Annotated in this window: 9 protein-coding genes; 8 read left to right on the forward strand and 1 reads right to left on the reverse strand. The window is 55.7% G+C overall.

The window, feature by feature from the left end; genetic code table 11:
• The first annotated feature begins 8 nt into the window (after nt 1-8).
• From AC6HU3_RS09505 to AC6HU3_RS09535, 7 genes are all read left to right on the forward strand, one after another.
• The gene (locus AC6HU3_RS09505; RefSeq protein WP_497473529.1) at nt 9-1,604 is read left to right on the forward strand and encodes a hypothetical protein; all 1,596 of its coding nucleotides are present in this window, start codon (nt 9-11) and stop codon (nt 1,602-1,604) included.
• A gap of 329 nt (nt 1,605-1,933) precedes the next feature.
• The gene (locus tag AC6HU3_RS09510) at nt 1,934-2,791 is read left to right on the forward strand and encodes a hypothetical protein (RefSeq protein ID WP_497473530.1); all 858 of its coding nucleotides are present in this window, start codon (nt 1,934-1,936) and stop codon (nt 2,789-2,791) included.
• Entirely contained in the window at nt 2,788-4,512 is a 1,725-nt protein-coding gene (locus AC6HU3_RS09515) for a hypothetical protein (protein ID WP_497473531.1), read from the forward strand. Before AC6HU3_RS09510 ends, AC6HU3_RS09515 begins: the two co-directional genes overlap by 4 nt.
• A gap of 57 nt (nt 4,513-4,569) precedes the next feature.
• A complete protein-coding gene (locus tag AC6HU3_RS09520) occupies nt 4,570-5,403 on the forward strand; it encodes an IS1595 family transposase (RefSeq protein WP_497472928.1) in 834 nt (277 codons plus the stop codon).
• Between the two features lie 14 nt (nt 5,404-5,417).
• On the forward strand, nt 5,418-6,050 hold the full coding sequence (locus AC6HU3_RS09525) for a hypothetical protein (RefSeq protein ID WP_497473532.1): 633 nt from the start codon (nt 5,418-5,420) through the stop codon (nt 6,048-6,050).
• Nucleotides 6,047-7,015 carry a hypothetical protein gene (locus AC6HU3_RS09530; RefSeq protein WP_497473533.1) on the forward strand — a complete coding sequence of 323 codons (969 nt, stop codon included), beginning with the start codon at nt 6,047-6,049 and terminating at the stop codon, nt 7,013-7,015. Before AC6HU3_RS09525 ends, AC6HU3_RS09530 begins: the two co-directional genes overlap by 4 nt.
• Entirely contained in the window at nt 7,012-12,102 is a 5,091-nt protein-coding gene (locus AC6HU3_RS09535) for a hypothetical protein (protein WP_497473534.1), read from the forward strand. Before AC6HU3_RS09530 ends, AC6HU3_RS09535 begins: the two co-directional genes overlap by 4 nt.
• A gap of 758 nt (nt 12,103-12,860) precedes the next feature.
• Here AC6HU3_RS09535 and AC6HU3_RS09540 read toward each other — a convergent pair.
• Nucleotides 12,861-13,310, reverse strand: coding sequence for a hypothetical protein (locus AC6HU3_RS09540; RefSeq protein ID WP_497473535.1), 450 nt, complete (start codon nt 13,308-13,310; stop codon nt 12,861-12,863).
• 24 nt (nt 13,311-13,334) lie between these two features.
• Here AC6HU3_RS09540 and AC6HU3_RS09545 point away from each other — a divergent pair, with 24 nt between their 5' ends.
• A complete protein-coding gene (locus tag AC6HU3_RS09545; protein WP_497473536.1) occupies nt 13,335-15,536 on the forward strand; it encodes a DEAD/DEAH box helicase in 2,202 nt (733 codons plus the stop codon).
• The last annotated feature ends 7 nt before the right edge of the window (nt 15,537-15,543 follow it).

Raw genomic sequence — 15,543 nt, forward strand, 5'->3', positions numbered from 1 at the left:
GGATGGTCGTGAAAAGGGTGGGATGGACGGTCATGCTCATTCTCCTCAGCGCCGTGTCCCTTCGGGCACAGACCCGGGTGGAAAGTCTTGGAGGAGGGGTCTATCGTGCTATCATCACGGCGGATACAGGAAACGCTGGATCGTATCTAAGTGTGGAAGGGGTGATCAAAAGAGACACGTCCTTTCTCTCGAGCGTGTTGCCCTATGCAGGGTACCAGAACCCTTTCGGCACACCGGAAATCTTTCGCTTTGGCTGGGCCATTACAGCATCGAACTTCCAGAGTGTTGTTCCGAGAGATGCAATCATTGACTCGGTCATTCTCAAATATTCGGTATCCATCTGGTCCACTGACGGATCAGATCTTACCTTCTTTTTCGGCGTGTTACGTAATCCACCGACCTCTTCGACACCGGTCGACTTGTGGAACGCGCTGGGTGGGTTTACCACGCGGGTAACGAGAACGTACACCATCTACTCTTCTTCACGAGACAGTCTGGATCTGTCCTTTGCACTGGCAGATTTCACAGACCTTCAACAAAACCGGATTAACCTTCTTATGATTGGTGTTCGAGAATCGGTGGAATATCGTACAGAAGAAGGGGACTGGTACGGCAATTTTTCTTCCCCGGAGTTATGGATCTATTTCCGTCGTCCGCCGGTGATTGACAGCGTTTGGCCGGGAGGAGGAGACACGCTGTATACAGGGGCTGGGCCGGAGCGTGTGCGGTGGTGGGTTCGAGATGGAGATGGGGTGGTGGACTCGGTGTGGGTTCGGGTGTTCCGGCCGGGAGGAGGAGCGGTCACGGGAGGTGCGCGGAACACCGGCGGAGCCAACCCCTGGCAGGGGGAGATAAGCCTGGAGGTTTCATCGTTGAGTCCGTGTGATTCCTGTTACATGAAGCTGGATGTAGTGGATAACGACGGGACGACGAGAGACACAGTGGTGGGTCCTTTTGTGATGGCGCCTGCTCCCAATCCTGTGGTTGAGATCCACTGGCCGAACGGGCGTGGGATCAAGGTGGAAGAGGGAAACACATACTGGATTCGCTATTCGGCCTACACCCCCGAAGGTGTGGATTCCGTTGCGGGCTGGCTTTCCCTCGATGGAGGCCAAACGTTTGTGGATACGATTGGAACGCGGGGGTATTACTATCCTCAAGACTCCGTTCAGAACGATTCTCTTCGGTGGGTGATTGATTTTCCGCCGTCGAAGCGAATTCGTGTGAAGGTGGATGCGATATCGGTGGGAGGGAAGGTGGGTTCCGACACGAGCGATTACGACGTCGGATACAAGCTCCGAAAACCCGGCAATCCTCAACTCACCATCACCGATTCGGGCCTGGCGTTTTCGTGGATTGACCGTTCGGCATATGAAACGCGGTATTCAGTGGCTTTCTGGTTGAGGACGTGGGATGGGGACACGATTACGTGGGGTCAGAAGATTGCAGATGCCAACGGAACAAATGGCTTCATCGCCTGGACGGACAGCACATGGAATCATATACCACCGAACACCGGAACGAATGCCATCTCGGTGTTCGTTCCGCGGTCAGAGCGCGAGGGCTTGAATTTTCGGAAGTTTTTCTTTACCTTCCAGACATGACGAAAAGGCGGGGATGGCTGGTCCTGATTGTGACGGTTCTTTCTCTCGGTATGCGGTGTTCTGCGCCGACGAAGGAGGAACCTTCAGGGAAAATGTGTGAAGAGGGAGATATGATAAATCTTTCGTGCAATTCAACTCAATCTTTTTCTCCATGGATTGGAGTTGATCCCCGTGGTGTTTTGCATGTTGTGTGGATGGATGGAGGGGAGACGAGATATGAGCGGTCACTTTTGTACTATCGCTGGTTTGATCCGGAACGAAGGGTGCTAAGTGAAGTTGAGACATTGTCCGTAGACACGACCCACGATCATTGGGCACCGGTGGTCGCCGTGGACCGGTGGGGACGGGTGCATGTGGTGTGGGAGGAGGATAATCTGGCTGAGAATGTTTCCGCCGCGATGTATCGTATGAGGGATGAAACGGGCGTGTGGAGCAGTCCGTATCGGCTTTCAGAATGGAGCAACGATGAGAAGCAGGTTCGCGTGGGTGTGGATCCGACGGGGCGGGTGCATGTGATCTGGGGAGGGCATTATGCCTCAAGGTCGCCCGATGGGGTGTGGGATGTGTATGAAGAAAACGTTCCCATCGGACTGAATCCCTTCATGACCGTGGACTCAACGGGCGGGGTGCATGTGGTGTGGGGAGCCTCGGGGTTGGGGGATGTGCTTCAATATTCGGTTCGCACACCATCAGGAACATGGGAAACCTATCCGGTGGGGAGAATGGATGCGGCACCTCACGGGATCAGCCTGTTTCAGGGACGGGTGTGGGTTTGTGGCCTGCTCCGGGGTACAGATCCCACGCCGAGGGATGTGGAAGTGGTGTGTTACTGGGGGCAAAAGGGAGATTGGATCGAGGTGCCGAGACCGGCGAATTACGGGGCTTATGACGTGGCGACCGTGGGAGGAGAAAGAGAGGCCGTTGTGGTGTACTGGGGTCATGTGGAAGGGGCCGATGGGGATACGCTCAACATGGCGGTGCGATTTTTTGATGGATCAGGCTGGAGCCCTGCGCGGGTCATCCGGAAGTTTGATCAGGGAAGACCGCCGGTGGTGTTTCAACCGGCGTGGGATAGCGTGGGGAGGCGATTTGCGGTGGTGTGGACAGAAAATCTGTACGATGAGGCGGAACGGTTTGGGCAATGGGATGTGTTGTTGACGTTTGTGGAACCGGGAGGTACACCATGAGGTCATGGGGTGTGTCTGTCGGTATGCTCCTTGGAGGGATATCGATTCTGAATGCATGGAGTCTTCCCGAACACGTTTATCTTACATGGAAGACGCCCGAGGTATGGCAAAGTGTTGATCCTGAGTTCTACCAGGCCTTGATGGACCTGTGGAGTGGAGACTACTGGACTCGATTTAATGCGGTCATGACGTGGCACGCCTATCTGTGGGGGGCGATGTTGCCCGATCTTCTGGATGAAGCGAGTCAACGGGGAGCTGCGAAGATCGTGAAGAATTTGTATGAGATTCAGGCTCCGTGTGTGGATGTGGAGGCTCCTCTTCGGATCAAAGAGAACACCTATTCCACCCTGGTCGACAGGCAAAACACCAATCGGCTGCGGCTGATTCGTTTCAATGACCCCAATGATCCGCCGCCGAATGCCAACGTAGCCAGGTTATGGCAGATGGTGCAGTATGCGCGGTCACGCACGGACTGGTCCCCCAAGAAGAAGGCCCTGATTTATGGCGCCTATGCTCACGTGATTCAGGATTTGTTTGTGCATATGGTGTATCAGCCTGCTCATGCAGGTTATGGGTATAACCTTCTTGGGTTTGTTCCGGAAGACGGGAACAGTTTCCTTGAGATCTACGAGATCTTTTTTGAGACGATGTCGCCAAGTTTTATTCCTCCTTCGGAAGTGGCAACGCCATTGAAGCTGATGTGGATCAATCTGATTACCAATGGATCCATTGTTCCCGGGGAATACGGGCCGATGGAAGTGTACAGGCGCGATGGTCGGCACTGGATGTCCATGTATCAGGATACGATTCTTCCATGGGTGCAGGGTTTTGTGGAAGCATTTCATGGGGTGGGATATCGTGCGAGCGGGATGACAGCGGAGCGGTTGTCAGCTCTTCTTGAAGGTTCAGCGATTCTGGCATTTCTTGTCATGGGTTACGAGAAAACGAATGCAACAGATGTGACGAACGTGGGATGGGCGATGCTGCATCCGGAGTGGAGTTTTTGGGATGTGAAAGAACACGAAGCCAATCGTTTGGCTCCTTATGTGGGTACCAGTGATCTGTGTTGGGGTGCTCTGGTGGGATGGGTCTCGAGATTTTTGCCTCCGCCGTATTCAGGAGCTTTGGCTACCTTGGGTATGGTGGCGTATCTTGTGGACAAGCTTCTGCACGATGAGGTGATCGAATATGGTCTACGGAACATGACCCTTCCGATTCAGCCTTTTGCGTTGAATTTTGACTGTATTGATGATCTTCCTGGAGGGTGGATGAGTTATTTGTCGGACACGACCAAATTTGACCAGCTTGCGTCGTGTGCGGTGGATCTGGATCAGGAGGAATACCAGCGGTATCGACGACATATTGCAGCGTGGCAGCGTTACAGCACGGTGTTGCCTCCCAATCAGCGATCGAGTTACCAGGGGCAATATCGGCTTCTTCTTTCTCCGGGGTGGAAGGCGGTGTATATGGATCGTTTTGCGTCGGGGCCGTCATCGGAAAGGTATTTTGACTATAATGGGAGGTGGGTGTTTTCACGGAAAGCGGGGGTGCTTGGAGGGATGTGGGATGTGCAGGGGAATGTGTTTCCTCAACCGGGGGTTTTTCGTCTGGATTTTCGAAGGTATGATCCATCGTCGGGTCGGGCGAAGTTGAGATACACGAACACCCCTGTCTATGTGGAAGACACACAGAACTGGCGGAAGGAAGTTAGATTGAATTAGGTGATTGATTAAACGGGTCCATTAGTGTATACTAAAAGGCAACAGAAGAGGGAAACGATGGACCTGGTTCAATTAAGCAAGATTGCATCGGACGAAAAGAAGGCGGAAGCGTTTTTACGGGAGAAAGGAATTCTCAAGACGTTTCGCACGTGTCCGTACTGCGGGAGCGACAAGGTGAAGCGTGCGCGGAGGAAATCGTATAAGTGCTATGGATGTAAGCGGGAATGGGGGGTGAGGAAGGGGAGTGTGCTGGAGCGATCCGGTGTGAAATATGGCCAGTTTTTGCTGGCGTTGAAAATGTTTGAGCTGGAGATTCCTGTCTTGCGTGCGTCGAAAGAGTTGGGGCTTGCGTACAACACGGTGAGGCGTTTGTACATGCTTTTTCGCAAGAAGATTGTGGAAGAGGCGACGAAAGACGATCTTTTGTGGGGGGAGATTGAGATGGATGAGAGTTACTTTGGAGGTCGGAGGAAGGGCAAGAGAGGGAGGGGGGCGGAAGGGAAGATTCCGGTGTTTGGGATTCTGGAGCGTGGTGGGAAGGTGAAAGTGGAGGTGGTGAAGGATGTGAAGGCAGAAACGTTGTTAAGGGAGGCGATTCGGAAGGTGAAAAGGGGAAGTCTGGTGTACACGGATCAGTTCAAAGGCTATGACAGCCTGGTGATGTACGGATTTCGTCATGAGCGAATCGACCATGGGAAGCGTTTTAAGAACGGGAAGGTGTATATCAACGGGATTGAGGGTTTCTGGAGTTATGCGAAGGAACGGCTGATGCAGTTTCATGGGTTATCATCTCGGTGGTTTCCGTATTATTTGAAAGAACTGGAGTATCGATACAATCATCGTGATGAGGATCTTTATGAGTTATTTCTGGAGCTCCTGAGGGTGGAATAGATTGATGAATCACCTTGAATTATGATCTGATCACGTTTGGTCGAACCAAGCTTTACGCGGTCACGTATTCCGGTGACACGCTTGCAGATACCCTCTTGCGAGATCCTCAGAGATATCGAGGAGAACTGGTGATGGATCTTTCGGGCTGGCTTGCGCCTCAGGGACCGCCTGCAAGAAGGGATACGTTGTTCTGGGAAGTGAAAACGGCGGAAAGAGGCAACGCTTACGCTTTTCATCCCATGCTGAAATCAGATTATCGGGAGCCGTACGAGACGCGTCCGGAGATCCACAACAACGTGTTTTATCAGACGTATTTCAAGAACGGTGACCCTGTGCGTCGTCCAGGAGAGAATCCCCTTCAGGATCCGAAACACTACTGGCCCTACGTTCTTCCCGTCGAACCCAAACTCAACGCCCCTGGCAATCCTCAACTCACCATCACCGATTCGGGGCTGGCGTTTTCGTGGATCGATCGTTCGTCGTATGAGACGCGGTATTCGGTGGCCTTCTGGTTGAGGACGTGGGATGGGGACACGATTGCGTGGGGTCAGAAGATTGCAGATACGAACGGCACAAGCGGGTTCATCGCCTGGACAGACAGCGAGAGCTTGAAGTTCCGAAATTCTTATTCCACAATCACGACATGATGAGAGGGAAAGGAGGGGGATCGGTTCTGATGATTCTTTTCCCGCGTGTGAAGAGAAAACGTTTGGTTTCGGTTCTGATTCTCTTTCTTTCAATGATCTTCGGTTCCTGCCAGTATCTTCCCTTCTGGCCCTTTGGTCGGGAGGAGGAAAAGCCCTCGGAGGATGTGGTGCATCTTGCAAGCAACTTCTGTGGCGTGCTCGTCCCCGATCGAGGAAAACTGTACGGTTGCAAATGGTTTCGAGATTCAACCTTTGATAACCGTTTCACCCGCTGCCTTGGCATATGGGAACGGGATGTGGAGACCGGAGAGATGCGAGAGGTGTGGGGAGATACGAGTTTCAACGTGATGGGATACCAGGTTTCCAGAGATTTTCGCTATCTGATGTTTGTTGCTTCAACCCCAACAGACCAGAATGTGATCTTTCTTCTGGACCTTGAAACGATGGAGATCGTGGATTCGGTTCATCCCGTTTTTGCTCCTGCAGGTCCCATTTATGAGATTTCTCCCTACACCTCGGAGGTTTTCTATTTCATTTCTTATGAAAATTGGGGGAACACTTCGGTATTGTGGAGACTGGATTTTCGCACCCATGAGATGACATTGTTGAAGCGAGGGGGGCTTCAAACAGGATATCATGTCCTTCCCGGGAAGGGGGACAGTGTAGTGAGCGTGGAAGGATGGGGGGGAATTCAAACGGCGAATCACAGATTGAAGTTGCTGGTAATGGATGGATGGCTTCCTGGTTCGTTTTTGTTGAGAAATTATGAGACGGGAAAGATGTATCGTCTGGTGGCTGTGCCTCCACGGGAAATGTACTGGTTTGCAGACAGGGACTGGTGGGTTCATGATCGGGATTCGTTGTTGATTTGTACGTTCAAGGACACATGGTATATGCATCCTAAACAAATTGATCTCTGGTTGATCAAGAACGTGACGAAACATTTACAGGAGGTGTCGCCATGAGGGGGTTCTGGTCTATTCCCGGGCTTCTGGCCCTGGTGATGCCCTTGTATGCAGGTCTTCAGGTGGGCGGAGAAATCTCCGTTCCTTCCGGTCAGATGAAGGTGGGCGAAGGGATTCGCTGGCGACTCGTACTTCACGCTGACACCACCCTTCCTCCCTTCCAGATCGGCGTTCAGGTGGACAGCGGCGTACAAATCTTGAGCCCCTTGGTGGGTGGAACGGTGAACGGGATAAACGCAGGGGACAGTGTGGAATTTGTGCTGGATTTCAAACCGGTCAAGTCAGGATGGCACCGCATTGCATGGGTGGCGGCGCCTCCACAGGATACGGTGTTCTTTCTTCTTCCGCTGTTTTTCGAGACGTTTGTGTATGCAGATTCAGATACGGTGATTTTTGCCGATACCACGATGAACGAGGACAGTCTGGCCTTTCTTGCCGATCTACAGAATCCACCGTATACGGAAGGTGTGGAGACAACGATCAACAGCGTGGTCACGGGAGACGGGAGAATCCAGGGGTACATTCGATTTACAGATAGCGATAGGAGCGAAAAGCCTGTGGAAGCCAGAGTGTGTGCCGTCGAGATACCGTCGGGACAGGCATGGTGTGGAAACACAGATGCGAATGGCTATTTTGATATTGATTTACCGGAAGGTCGAGATATGCGCATTCGCCTTCAGGTGGAGAGCGAGGGACCGGCAGGCGCTGTACACGATATGTGGAAACCCACGATTTCGGTGAAATTTAAATGTTTTTGGGTGGTGTGTTATCCTGTGATCCACGGTTATGTGAATCTTTCTCCTGGTCTGCATGTTATGGCAGCGCAAGACGTTGACTACGAATCGGGCCATACCTACACTGTGAATCAAGTGATAAGAAGAGGACGTGGGCGTCGGGTGGCGAAGATTCTGGATTTGATGAAGCGGACGAGGCAGAAAGTGCTTTCGGCGGGTTTGCCCTTTGAGCGGTTTCAGGCGAACTCACCCGGGGGAGCGATGATTTGTGTGATCATTCGGACACCGCAGACTTGCTGGGTGGAAGACTTTATAGGATTTGCGGTGGATGTGAACGCGCTGGCACAGTTTGACATTCGATATCTCTGGGTGTTTCACCTTGGAGCGGACATTCGGAGAAAGTTCCGGTATATTGCGGTGATTGACGACAGCATGGACGTGTGGGAACCGGGAGGGAGCCGAACGATTTCTCATGAATTCGGCCACATTGTGCAATATCAGCTTCTCGGCAAAATGCCCTACGGGGATTTGATTCGAGACCATGACTTACCTACAGTTTCCAATCCTGGTCATGCGTTTCGGGAGGGTTTTGCCGAATTCTGGGCGCATGCGGTGTGGCATGACAACCTGGCGAACACCTTTCCGAGGGTAATGGAAGCATTTTACAGCAATCGCAACCGTCCGTTTTATATAGGAAACGATCCTCGTACTCCCAACTCCGATGGACGTAAGGTGGAGGGTTCGGTGGCGCAGTATTTATGGGATCTTCTGGACACAGGTCAGGAGCAGGACAGTTTGCCCACGCCTTCCATTCATCTGGACGACGACGGCTATCATGTGACGCTTTCGGATATTCTCCATGCGATGCACCGGGTGGGAACCGCGATGACGGGAGGACATGGCGCATTCAATGTGGTGGATACCACGGTGTCTGTTCCCGTTCTGGGTGATGTGCATTTCAAGATTAAAGCGCGAGGGTATTTTCTTTCCGACGGTTCGACGAACTATATCCAGGCGTTTCGGGATTCGCTGCAGGCACGGGTGACGGGGTTGAACACCACGACGCTTTATAATGTGGTGGTGCATCCTTTTCAGGATACGGCGCGGTATCCCCTGACAGCGCCCTCGATCTGGGGCGGAGGAGAAGAATCTGAAGGCGTGCGGGTGAACTGGAACCGGGTGGAAGGCGCGGGGATGTATACGGTGTCCTACCGGAGGCTTCCTTATGGGATCTGGCATACACTGTATGTTTCAGGCGAGTCCACGGGTGTGACGGTTCCGGTGTTTGCCGTTGGGGACTCGGTGGAAGTGTGGGTTCGTTACACGCTGGCCGATACGTCCCCGTGGGTAAGAGACACGTTCGTCATCAACCGCCTTGCCCCTCCCGGCAACCCCTCTCTCACCATCACCGATTCGGGACTGGCGTTTTCGTGGATTGATCGTTCGTCGTATGAAACGCGGTATTCAGTGGCCTTCTGGTTGAGGACGTGGGATGGGGACACGATTACGTGGGGTCAAAAAATTGCCGATGCCAACGGCACAAGCGGGTTCATCGCCTGGACGGACAGCACATGGAATCACATCCCACCCGGCACCGGAACAAATGCCATCCGCATTGGCCTGTACGCTGCACGGGATGAAGCTGCCGACACCTTCTTCTCCGACGTGGTGTGGATCGATACTCTCATCGTCCCCAACCCCACCCTCGACGCCGCCACCATCACCGACTCCGGCATCCAGATCTCCTGGAACAACAAACCTTCCTGGGCCGTTCACGTGGCCGCAAGCATCCAGATGGCCGGCTCCGGCCGGGGCTATATCCTGGGCACCTCCTCTTCCGGAACCGGCACCATCCCCTGGAACATCCCCCTCTGGAACGCCTTCCCCACCCTGGACGATACCGTCATCCTCTACCTCTATTCCCGCCGACCCCTCGGTCCTAACGGAAACCGCGCCCTCACTTCCCCGCCACCTCCTTCCCGCGAAACCCTCCGGATTCTCGACCCACCCGGCCATGTTCCCCTCTGGAGCAACTGCAGCGACTCCACAAGGATCAACATCCGGCTTGCCTATTACCCCAACGTTGCCAAAGGAAGCGGATTCGTGATCGAACGGACAACACCGGGCGGGAGTTCCTGGAGCGTGATCGACACGGTGTGGAGTTCCACGGCAACACTGGTTCAGGACATCCTTTCGCCGGGCCAGGCCTTTGAATACCGTGTCCGGAGTTTCCGGGCGCTCGGGCCGGATACCGCACAGCGGCTTGCGCTTTCAGGCTACAATTTCCGGAACGTGGGGTATGCGGAACACGCGCTGGACGGGGAGATAGGCCTGCCCAGTGCCGAACGGTTCACAAGAAACGCCCTGGCCTTTGCCTGGATCAACCAGAACGCACCGGCCTATTCGTATTTCGGCTATCTCATGAGTTTCAAAAACAGCCGTCCCCGGTGTTTCAACTGGCCGGTGTGGGTCTCGGCAGGCGTGGCCACCCGGGTGGATTCCCCCTGGGTCCCCATTCCACCCGTGGTGGCCGAACAGGGGAACACCGTGTGGGCAGCCCAGCTCATGAGGAACGGGAACCTCTATATCCGCCGGTACGAGCGGAACGGGAACACGTGGACGGGGGTGGCCGATACGTCCCTGCCCCTGACGGGGCTTTCCGGTGTTCGTGATCTGGGACTGGGTGTGGATGGACAGGGCCGGGTGTGGGCGGTGGTGAGCACCTCCACCAGGGTGGTCGGCATCGTGTGGGATGGAAGCACGGTGGGGTCGTCCACGTTGTATATCGTGCCATCTTCCGCATGGGAGATCAGCGGGGCGGTGGGCGTGTGGAGCCGGGGCGGGCACGTCCTGGTGAGCGTGCCGGTGTATAAGGTCAGTGACACCAAAATCACACGGGTGGTCGTGGTGGAGGTCGGAGGAGGGAGGACCACCGTGGTGGACCAGGGAGGGTATGCGGGAGAACCCCGGTACCACTACACCGACGTGGTGGGCCTTTCTCCCGGGATCGGGGTGGTGTATGGCTCCTCAACGAACGGCTGGCACTATCAGACCGTGGGACAGACCCCCCTTCTTCTTCCTGGCTCTTTCCGTGCCTGTGATCTTGAGGAGGCGGTGGGGTATGCGGTGGTCGTGTGCTCGCCGGAAGATTCCACGGCCAATGTCCAGGCCTTTGTGATCGACGTGGCCAACAACCGGGTGTATCGAACCGTGGACCTGGGCCTTCCGGGCCTGGCCCATGCTGAAATCCAGCCGGTGTATGCGGGGATGGACTTCCGGACCGGACGGACCCGGTATCGCCTGGACCTTTTCACCGCCCGCCGCCGTCCGGGCCTGTATGGCGGTGTCGCCATCGACAGCACCAGCCTCGGCTATGTCTGGAGCACCTCCCCCGCTCCAGCGTCTCGCCAGGAAGGGCCTCCTTCCCTTTTCGGCGGACGTCCCGATACGTCCTGGATTGGACTGTGGCGGGTGTATACGCTGAACGACGGGGAAAACACCCGTCTGGTGGTGGAGGAAGCCGGGAAAGGCGGGTTTGTGGTGGCTGTGGCCCCCAGGATTCAGATCGGGACGGTGCTTCCGGACGATTCGGGTCTGGTGATCCACGCGGGCTTCGGCGGGGTGAAGGGGTCGATGGTGTGGGGCGATCTCCCTGTTCCCCTTGAAGGTTTCCGGACCGACCGGGTGGCGTATGAAGTGCTCGGTGGAGAAACCCCTTCTTCGTGGCTTGTGGCCCGGGACGGAACGACGGGAGGAGAGGCGTTTGGACAGGACGTGGGGGATACGCTGGTGTATGCCATTCCGGTTTCGGGCTTTGAGGGCGTGGTGGATCTTTTGATGATGAAGGTGGAGAGCGACACGGTGTGGGCGGAAGTTTCGGGGTGTGGGGTGGAGGCGATCCCGGTGGAATCGGGTGTCTGGAAGGGCGTACGGCTGCCGGTGTGTGCAGGCGCGGGGGACACGCTGAGGCTCCGGTTGTGGGGTGAGGAGGGGAAGGCGGTGGGCCTTCGTCGGATTGCCCTGTTCGGGAGTGGTGAGGTTCTGGCGTCGGTGGGGCGTGGAGAAGAACGGAGCGGGGTGATGGATGAAGACGTTCGTCCGGTGATCCGGTTCGGGTGGGATCGGAGTCGGTTGATGAGGTCCGGTGTGCTGCGGGTGGGTGTGCCTGGAGGTGGGGAGGTGTTGATTCGTGTGTGGGATGTGGTGGGTCGGAAGCGGTTTGAGGAGCGTGTGGAGATGCGGGAAGGGGGGTATGTGGAGCGGGACCTCGGGAAAGTGCTGAAAGGCGGTGTGCACGTGGTGGAGGTGCGGTGGGGGGACCGTGTGGATCGGGGACGGATCGTGGTGCCGTGAGCGGAACAAAACACTGTCCCGTCCGGCTATATGTTGACATCCGGAAGGGGGGGCGGGAGGCTCCTTTTCTTTTCCGGGGGTTCTTCGCCTCCACCTTGCGTGACAGATCTCCAGGGCCCCCGGGCGATTTCCGAAGAAATCGCCCGGGGTTTCTTGTTCGGGGTCCCCACGCGGTTTTCCAAAGAAAACCGCGTGGGGTGCATTCGGTGGGGGTGCCCGAACGCTTGTCCGAAGGTCAGTACAACTCCTCTTCTCCATTTATCATCTTTCCCGTACCATTATGATCCATGCCGAGGCCAAAAGAATCCCTGGAGCGGTTGATTGCGCAGTGCAGGAGACGGGCCGGGGAGGAGGTGTTTGCCCGGGGTCAGGCGTATGTCCTGGAAGGTCGGGTGGACCACCTGACCCTCGAGGAAATGGGCGGGGGTCTCGTCCTCTCGGTCGAGGCCCGGGTGAGAGGTCAACACCGTCGAGGCTACCGAACGGTCTTCCTGCTTTTTCGGCAAGGGCTTCAACCCCTCCACCTCGCCTGCACCTGCCCTCATCACGAAAAGGGATATTTCTGCAAACACCTCGTTGCCACCGCTCTCACCCTGCCCCGGGCCCTCTTTGCCTCGCCCAACCCCTCCGAACAGCCGTCCATCCTGGCTCTTCAATTCCTGGAAGACGAGTGGGGCCTGGCCTTTCTTCCCGCGACGCCTGAGATTCCATGGAAAGAGCAGATCCCATTTCTGCTGCCCGATCCCTCCCTGTGGATCTCACAGAGGAAAGCAAAAAAACCTCCTCCCTGCCTCAACCTCCCACCCCCTGCCGTTCAGGATATCCTTAGACATGCACGGAAAGGAACGCTCTTCGAGGTCCTCCACCGGTATCCCGATCTTCCCATATGGATCCACCGCAAATCCCGACCCTCCTATTCCGGTCTGGTCTGGCCAGCTTCGAACCCACGGATTGTTGCCGATGTCGACCTTTCTGTGCCCCGTTTCCTCGTCGGCATCAAGGTTGATGATATCCTCTTTGAACCCGACGACGTCATCCGTTCCTTCTTCCTGGATGTAGACACCGACGAGGTTCTTTACGATCGATGGGTCGCCCTCATCCTTGCGAATGCCCACTTTGTCCTCCTCACGTCTGAAGAAAAGGGATTTTACAACTATCTCGTCCGGCTCAGAGAGGAGGTTCAACCCCGGCTTGAGGAAGAACCCCATCCCGATCAATACCTGCATCAATACGTGATCCCCCACGTACTGGGACATCTGTACACCGGTGAACTTTTGAAAGAACCGGAACTGTTCAAAAGCCTTCCCATTGAAATCGTTGAAACCGATCGCCCTCCCCGCCCTCGTCTGGTTCTGGGCTGGGATTCCGAAGAGGGGCTGGTGGGCGAAATTCGATGGGTGTGGAACGATGTGGACGTGGAGGTGAGCACTTCCGAGCTCGACATCCGGGGGTTCCGCGCGTTCGTCCCCACCCGACGACTGTGGCGCTATGCATGGGTGAATGCCTTTAAGGAAACCCTTGAAGCCTGGAAAAACCGGATTCGCTCCAGAGAAACAGGACTGAAGGTATCCCGGGATGGACAGGTTCGCCTCCGGAAAGGCGTAACCCTGGAAGACTTTCTCACCCGCGGTCTTCCCTATCTCGTTCGTCGAAAAGTGGAGGTGGTGGGGGTGGAAAACCTTCCCCTCCGCCTTATTCAGAGCACCCCCCGTCTTCGTCTTTTCACCGGGTCCGGTATCCGGTGGCTGGATGGAGAAGTTGAAATCGGATCGTACCGGTATAGCCTTGAAGATTTCCTGCGCCTTTTCGAAGGTTCCGACGCTTCCCGCGTCATCCGGCTGTCAGACGAAGAAATCGGCGTGATTCCCGAACGTGTGGAAAAGTTTCTCCGGTGGATCCAGCGCCTCTCCCGTATGGATGCCGAAATGGGCATGCGCCTTCTCCAGCAAAACCTCAACGTGGAAGACGATTTACCCCTCGAAATCGATCGTCCCCCTCTCAAACCCAAACTCCACGATCCTGAAGGACTGGATCCGAAACTCCCTCAATCCTTTCAGGGCAAACTTCGTCCCTATCAGGTTGCAGGATACCGGTGGCTTCACCAACTCCACGCATGGGGGCTTGGCGGTATCCTGGCGGACGATATGGGCCTGGGCAAAACGGTTCAGGTTCTCGCTTTTCTTCTCTCCCTCCGGGAACGAAACCACCCTGACACCCCCGATCTTATTGTGGTCCCCACATCTCTTCTTTTCAACTGGGAACAGGAAATCCGTCGGTTCACCCCCTCCCTCCGCATTGCGGTGTACCACGGCCCGGACCGGCCGGATCTCGCTTCCCTGATGGACCGGGATCTTATCCTGACCACATACGGTATGGTCCTTCGGGATCGAAAGAAATTTGCCCGTCACCGTTTCCATTTCATTGTGCTCGATGAAGCGCAGGTGGTGAAGAATCCTCTGAGCCGCACGGCCCGAAGCCTTCGGACCATTCCCTCCGAGCATCGCCTGTGTCTCACGGGTACACCGGTGGAAAACACGCCGTTCGATCTGTGGGCCCATATGGATTTTCTCCTTCCCGGTCTGCTCGGAACGCACACAGAGTTCAAGGAAACGTTTGCCGTGCCTGTCGTCGCGGGAGATGAGGAGACGGCCAGAACCCTTCGTCGAATCGTCCATCCCTTTATTCTCCGCCGGACGAAAGAGCAGGTGGCACCGGAGCTTCCACCGCGGGTGGAAGAAACGATGTGGTGTACGATGACACCGGAGCAGGAAGCCGTATATCACGACGCCCGTGCCCGATGGTACCGGACGCTCACGAAAGGCAAACACCGGCCTCTCGAAATCCTTCGCGCCCTCAATTATCTCCGCCAGATGGCCCTCCACCCCGCCCTCGTGCTCGACGACTACGAGGGCACTTCCGGAAAGGTGGACGTCCTGATGGAGATGCTGGAGACGCTTGCCGACGAGAAACGCAAGGTTCTGATCTACTCACAGTTCGTCAAATTCCTGGACCGGCTCGCGAAAGAACTGGATCAGCGAGGATGGCCTTATGTCACCCTCACGGGACGCACCCGTAACCGTGAAAAGGCGGTTCGCCGTTTCCAGGAAAACCCCGACATACACTTCTTTTTGCTCAGTCTGAAAGCGGGAGGCGTGGGACTCAATCTGACCGCTGCGGATACGGTGATTCTTGTGGATCCCTGGTGGAATCCGCAGGTGGAAGCCCAGGCCATGGATCGCGCCCACCGGATTGGTCAGACGAAAACGGTTTTCGTCTTCCGCCTTCTGACCCGCAATACGGTGGAGGAGAAAATCCAGGTCCTGCAGGAACGCAAAAAAGCCCTGGCCGAAACGCTTGTAACGGAAGATCGGAAGGGTGTGAAAGAGGTGGACTGGGACGAGGTGATCCGGCTCATGCTGGCCGATGGCGAATAGTCTGTGA

Source organism: Caldifarcimen microaerophilum (assembly GCF_055387105.1).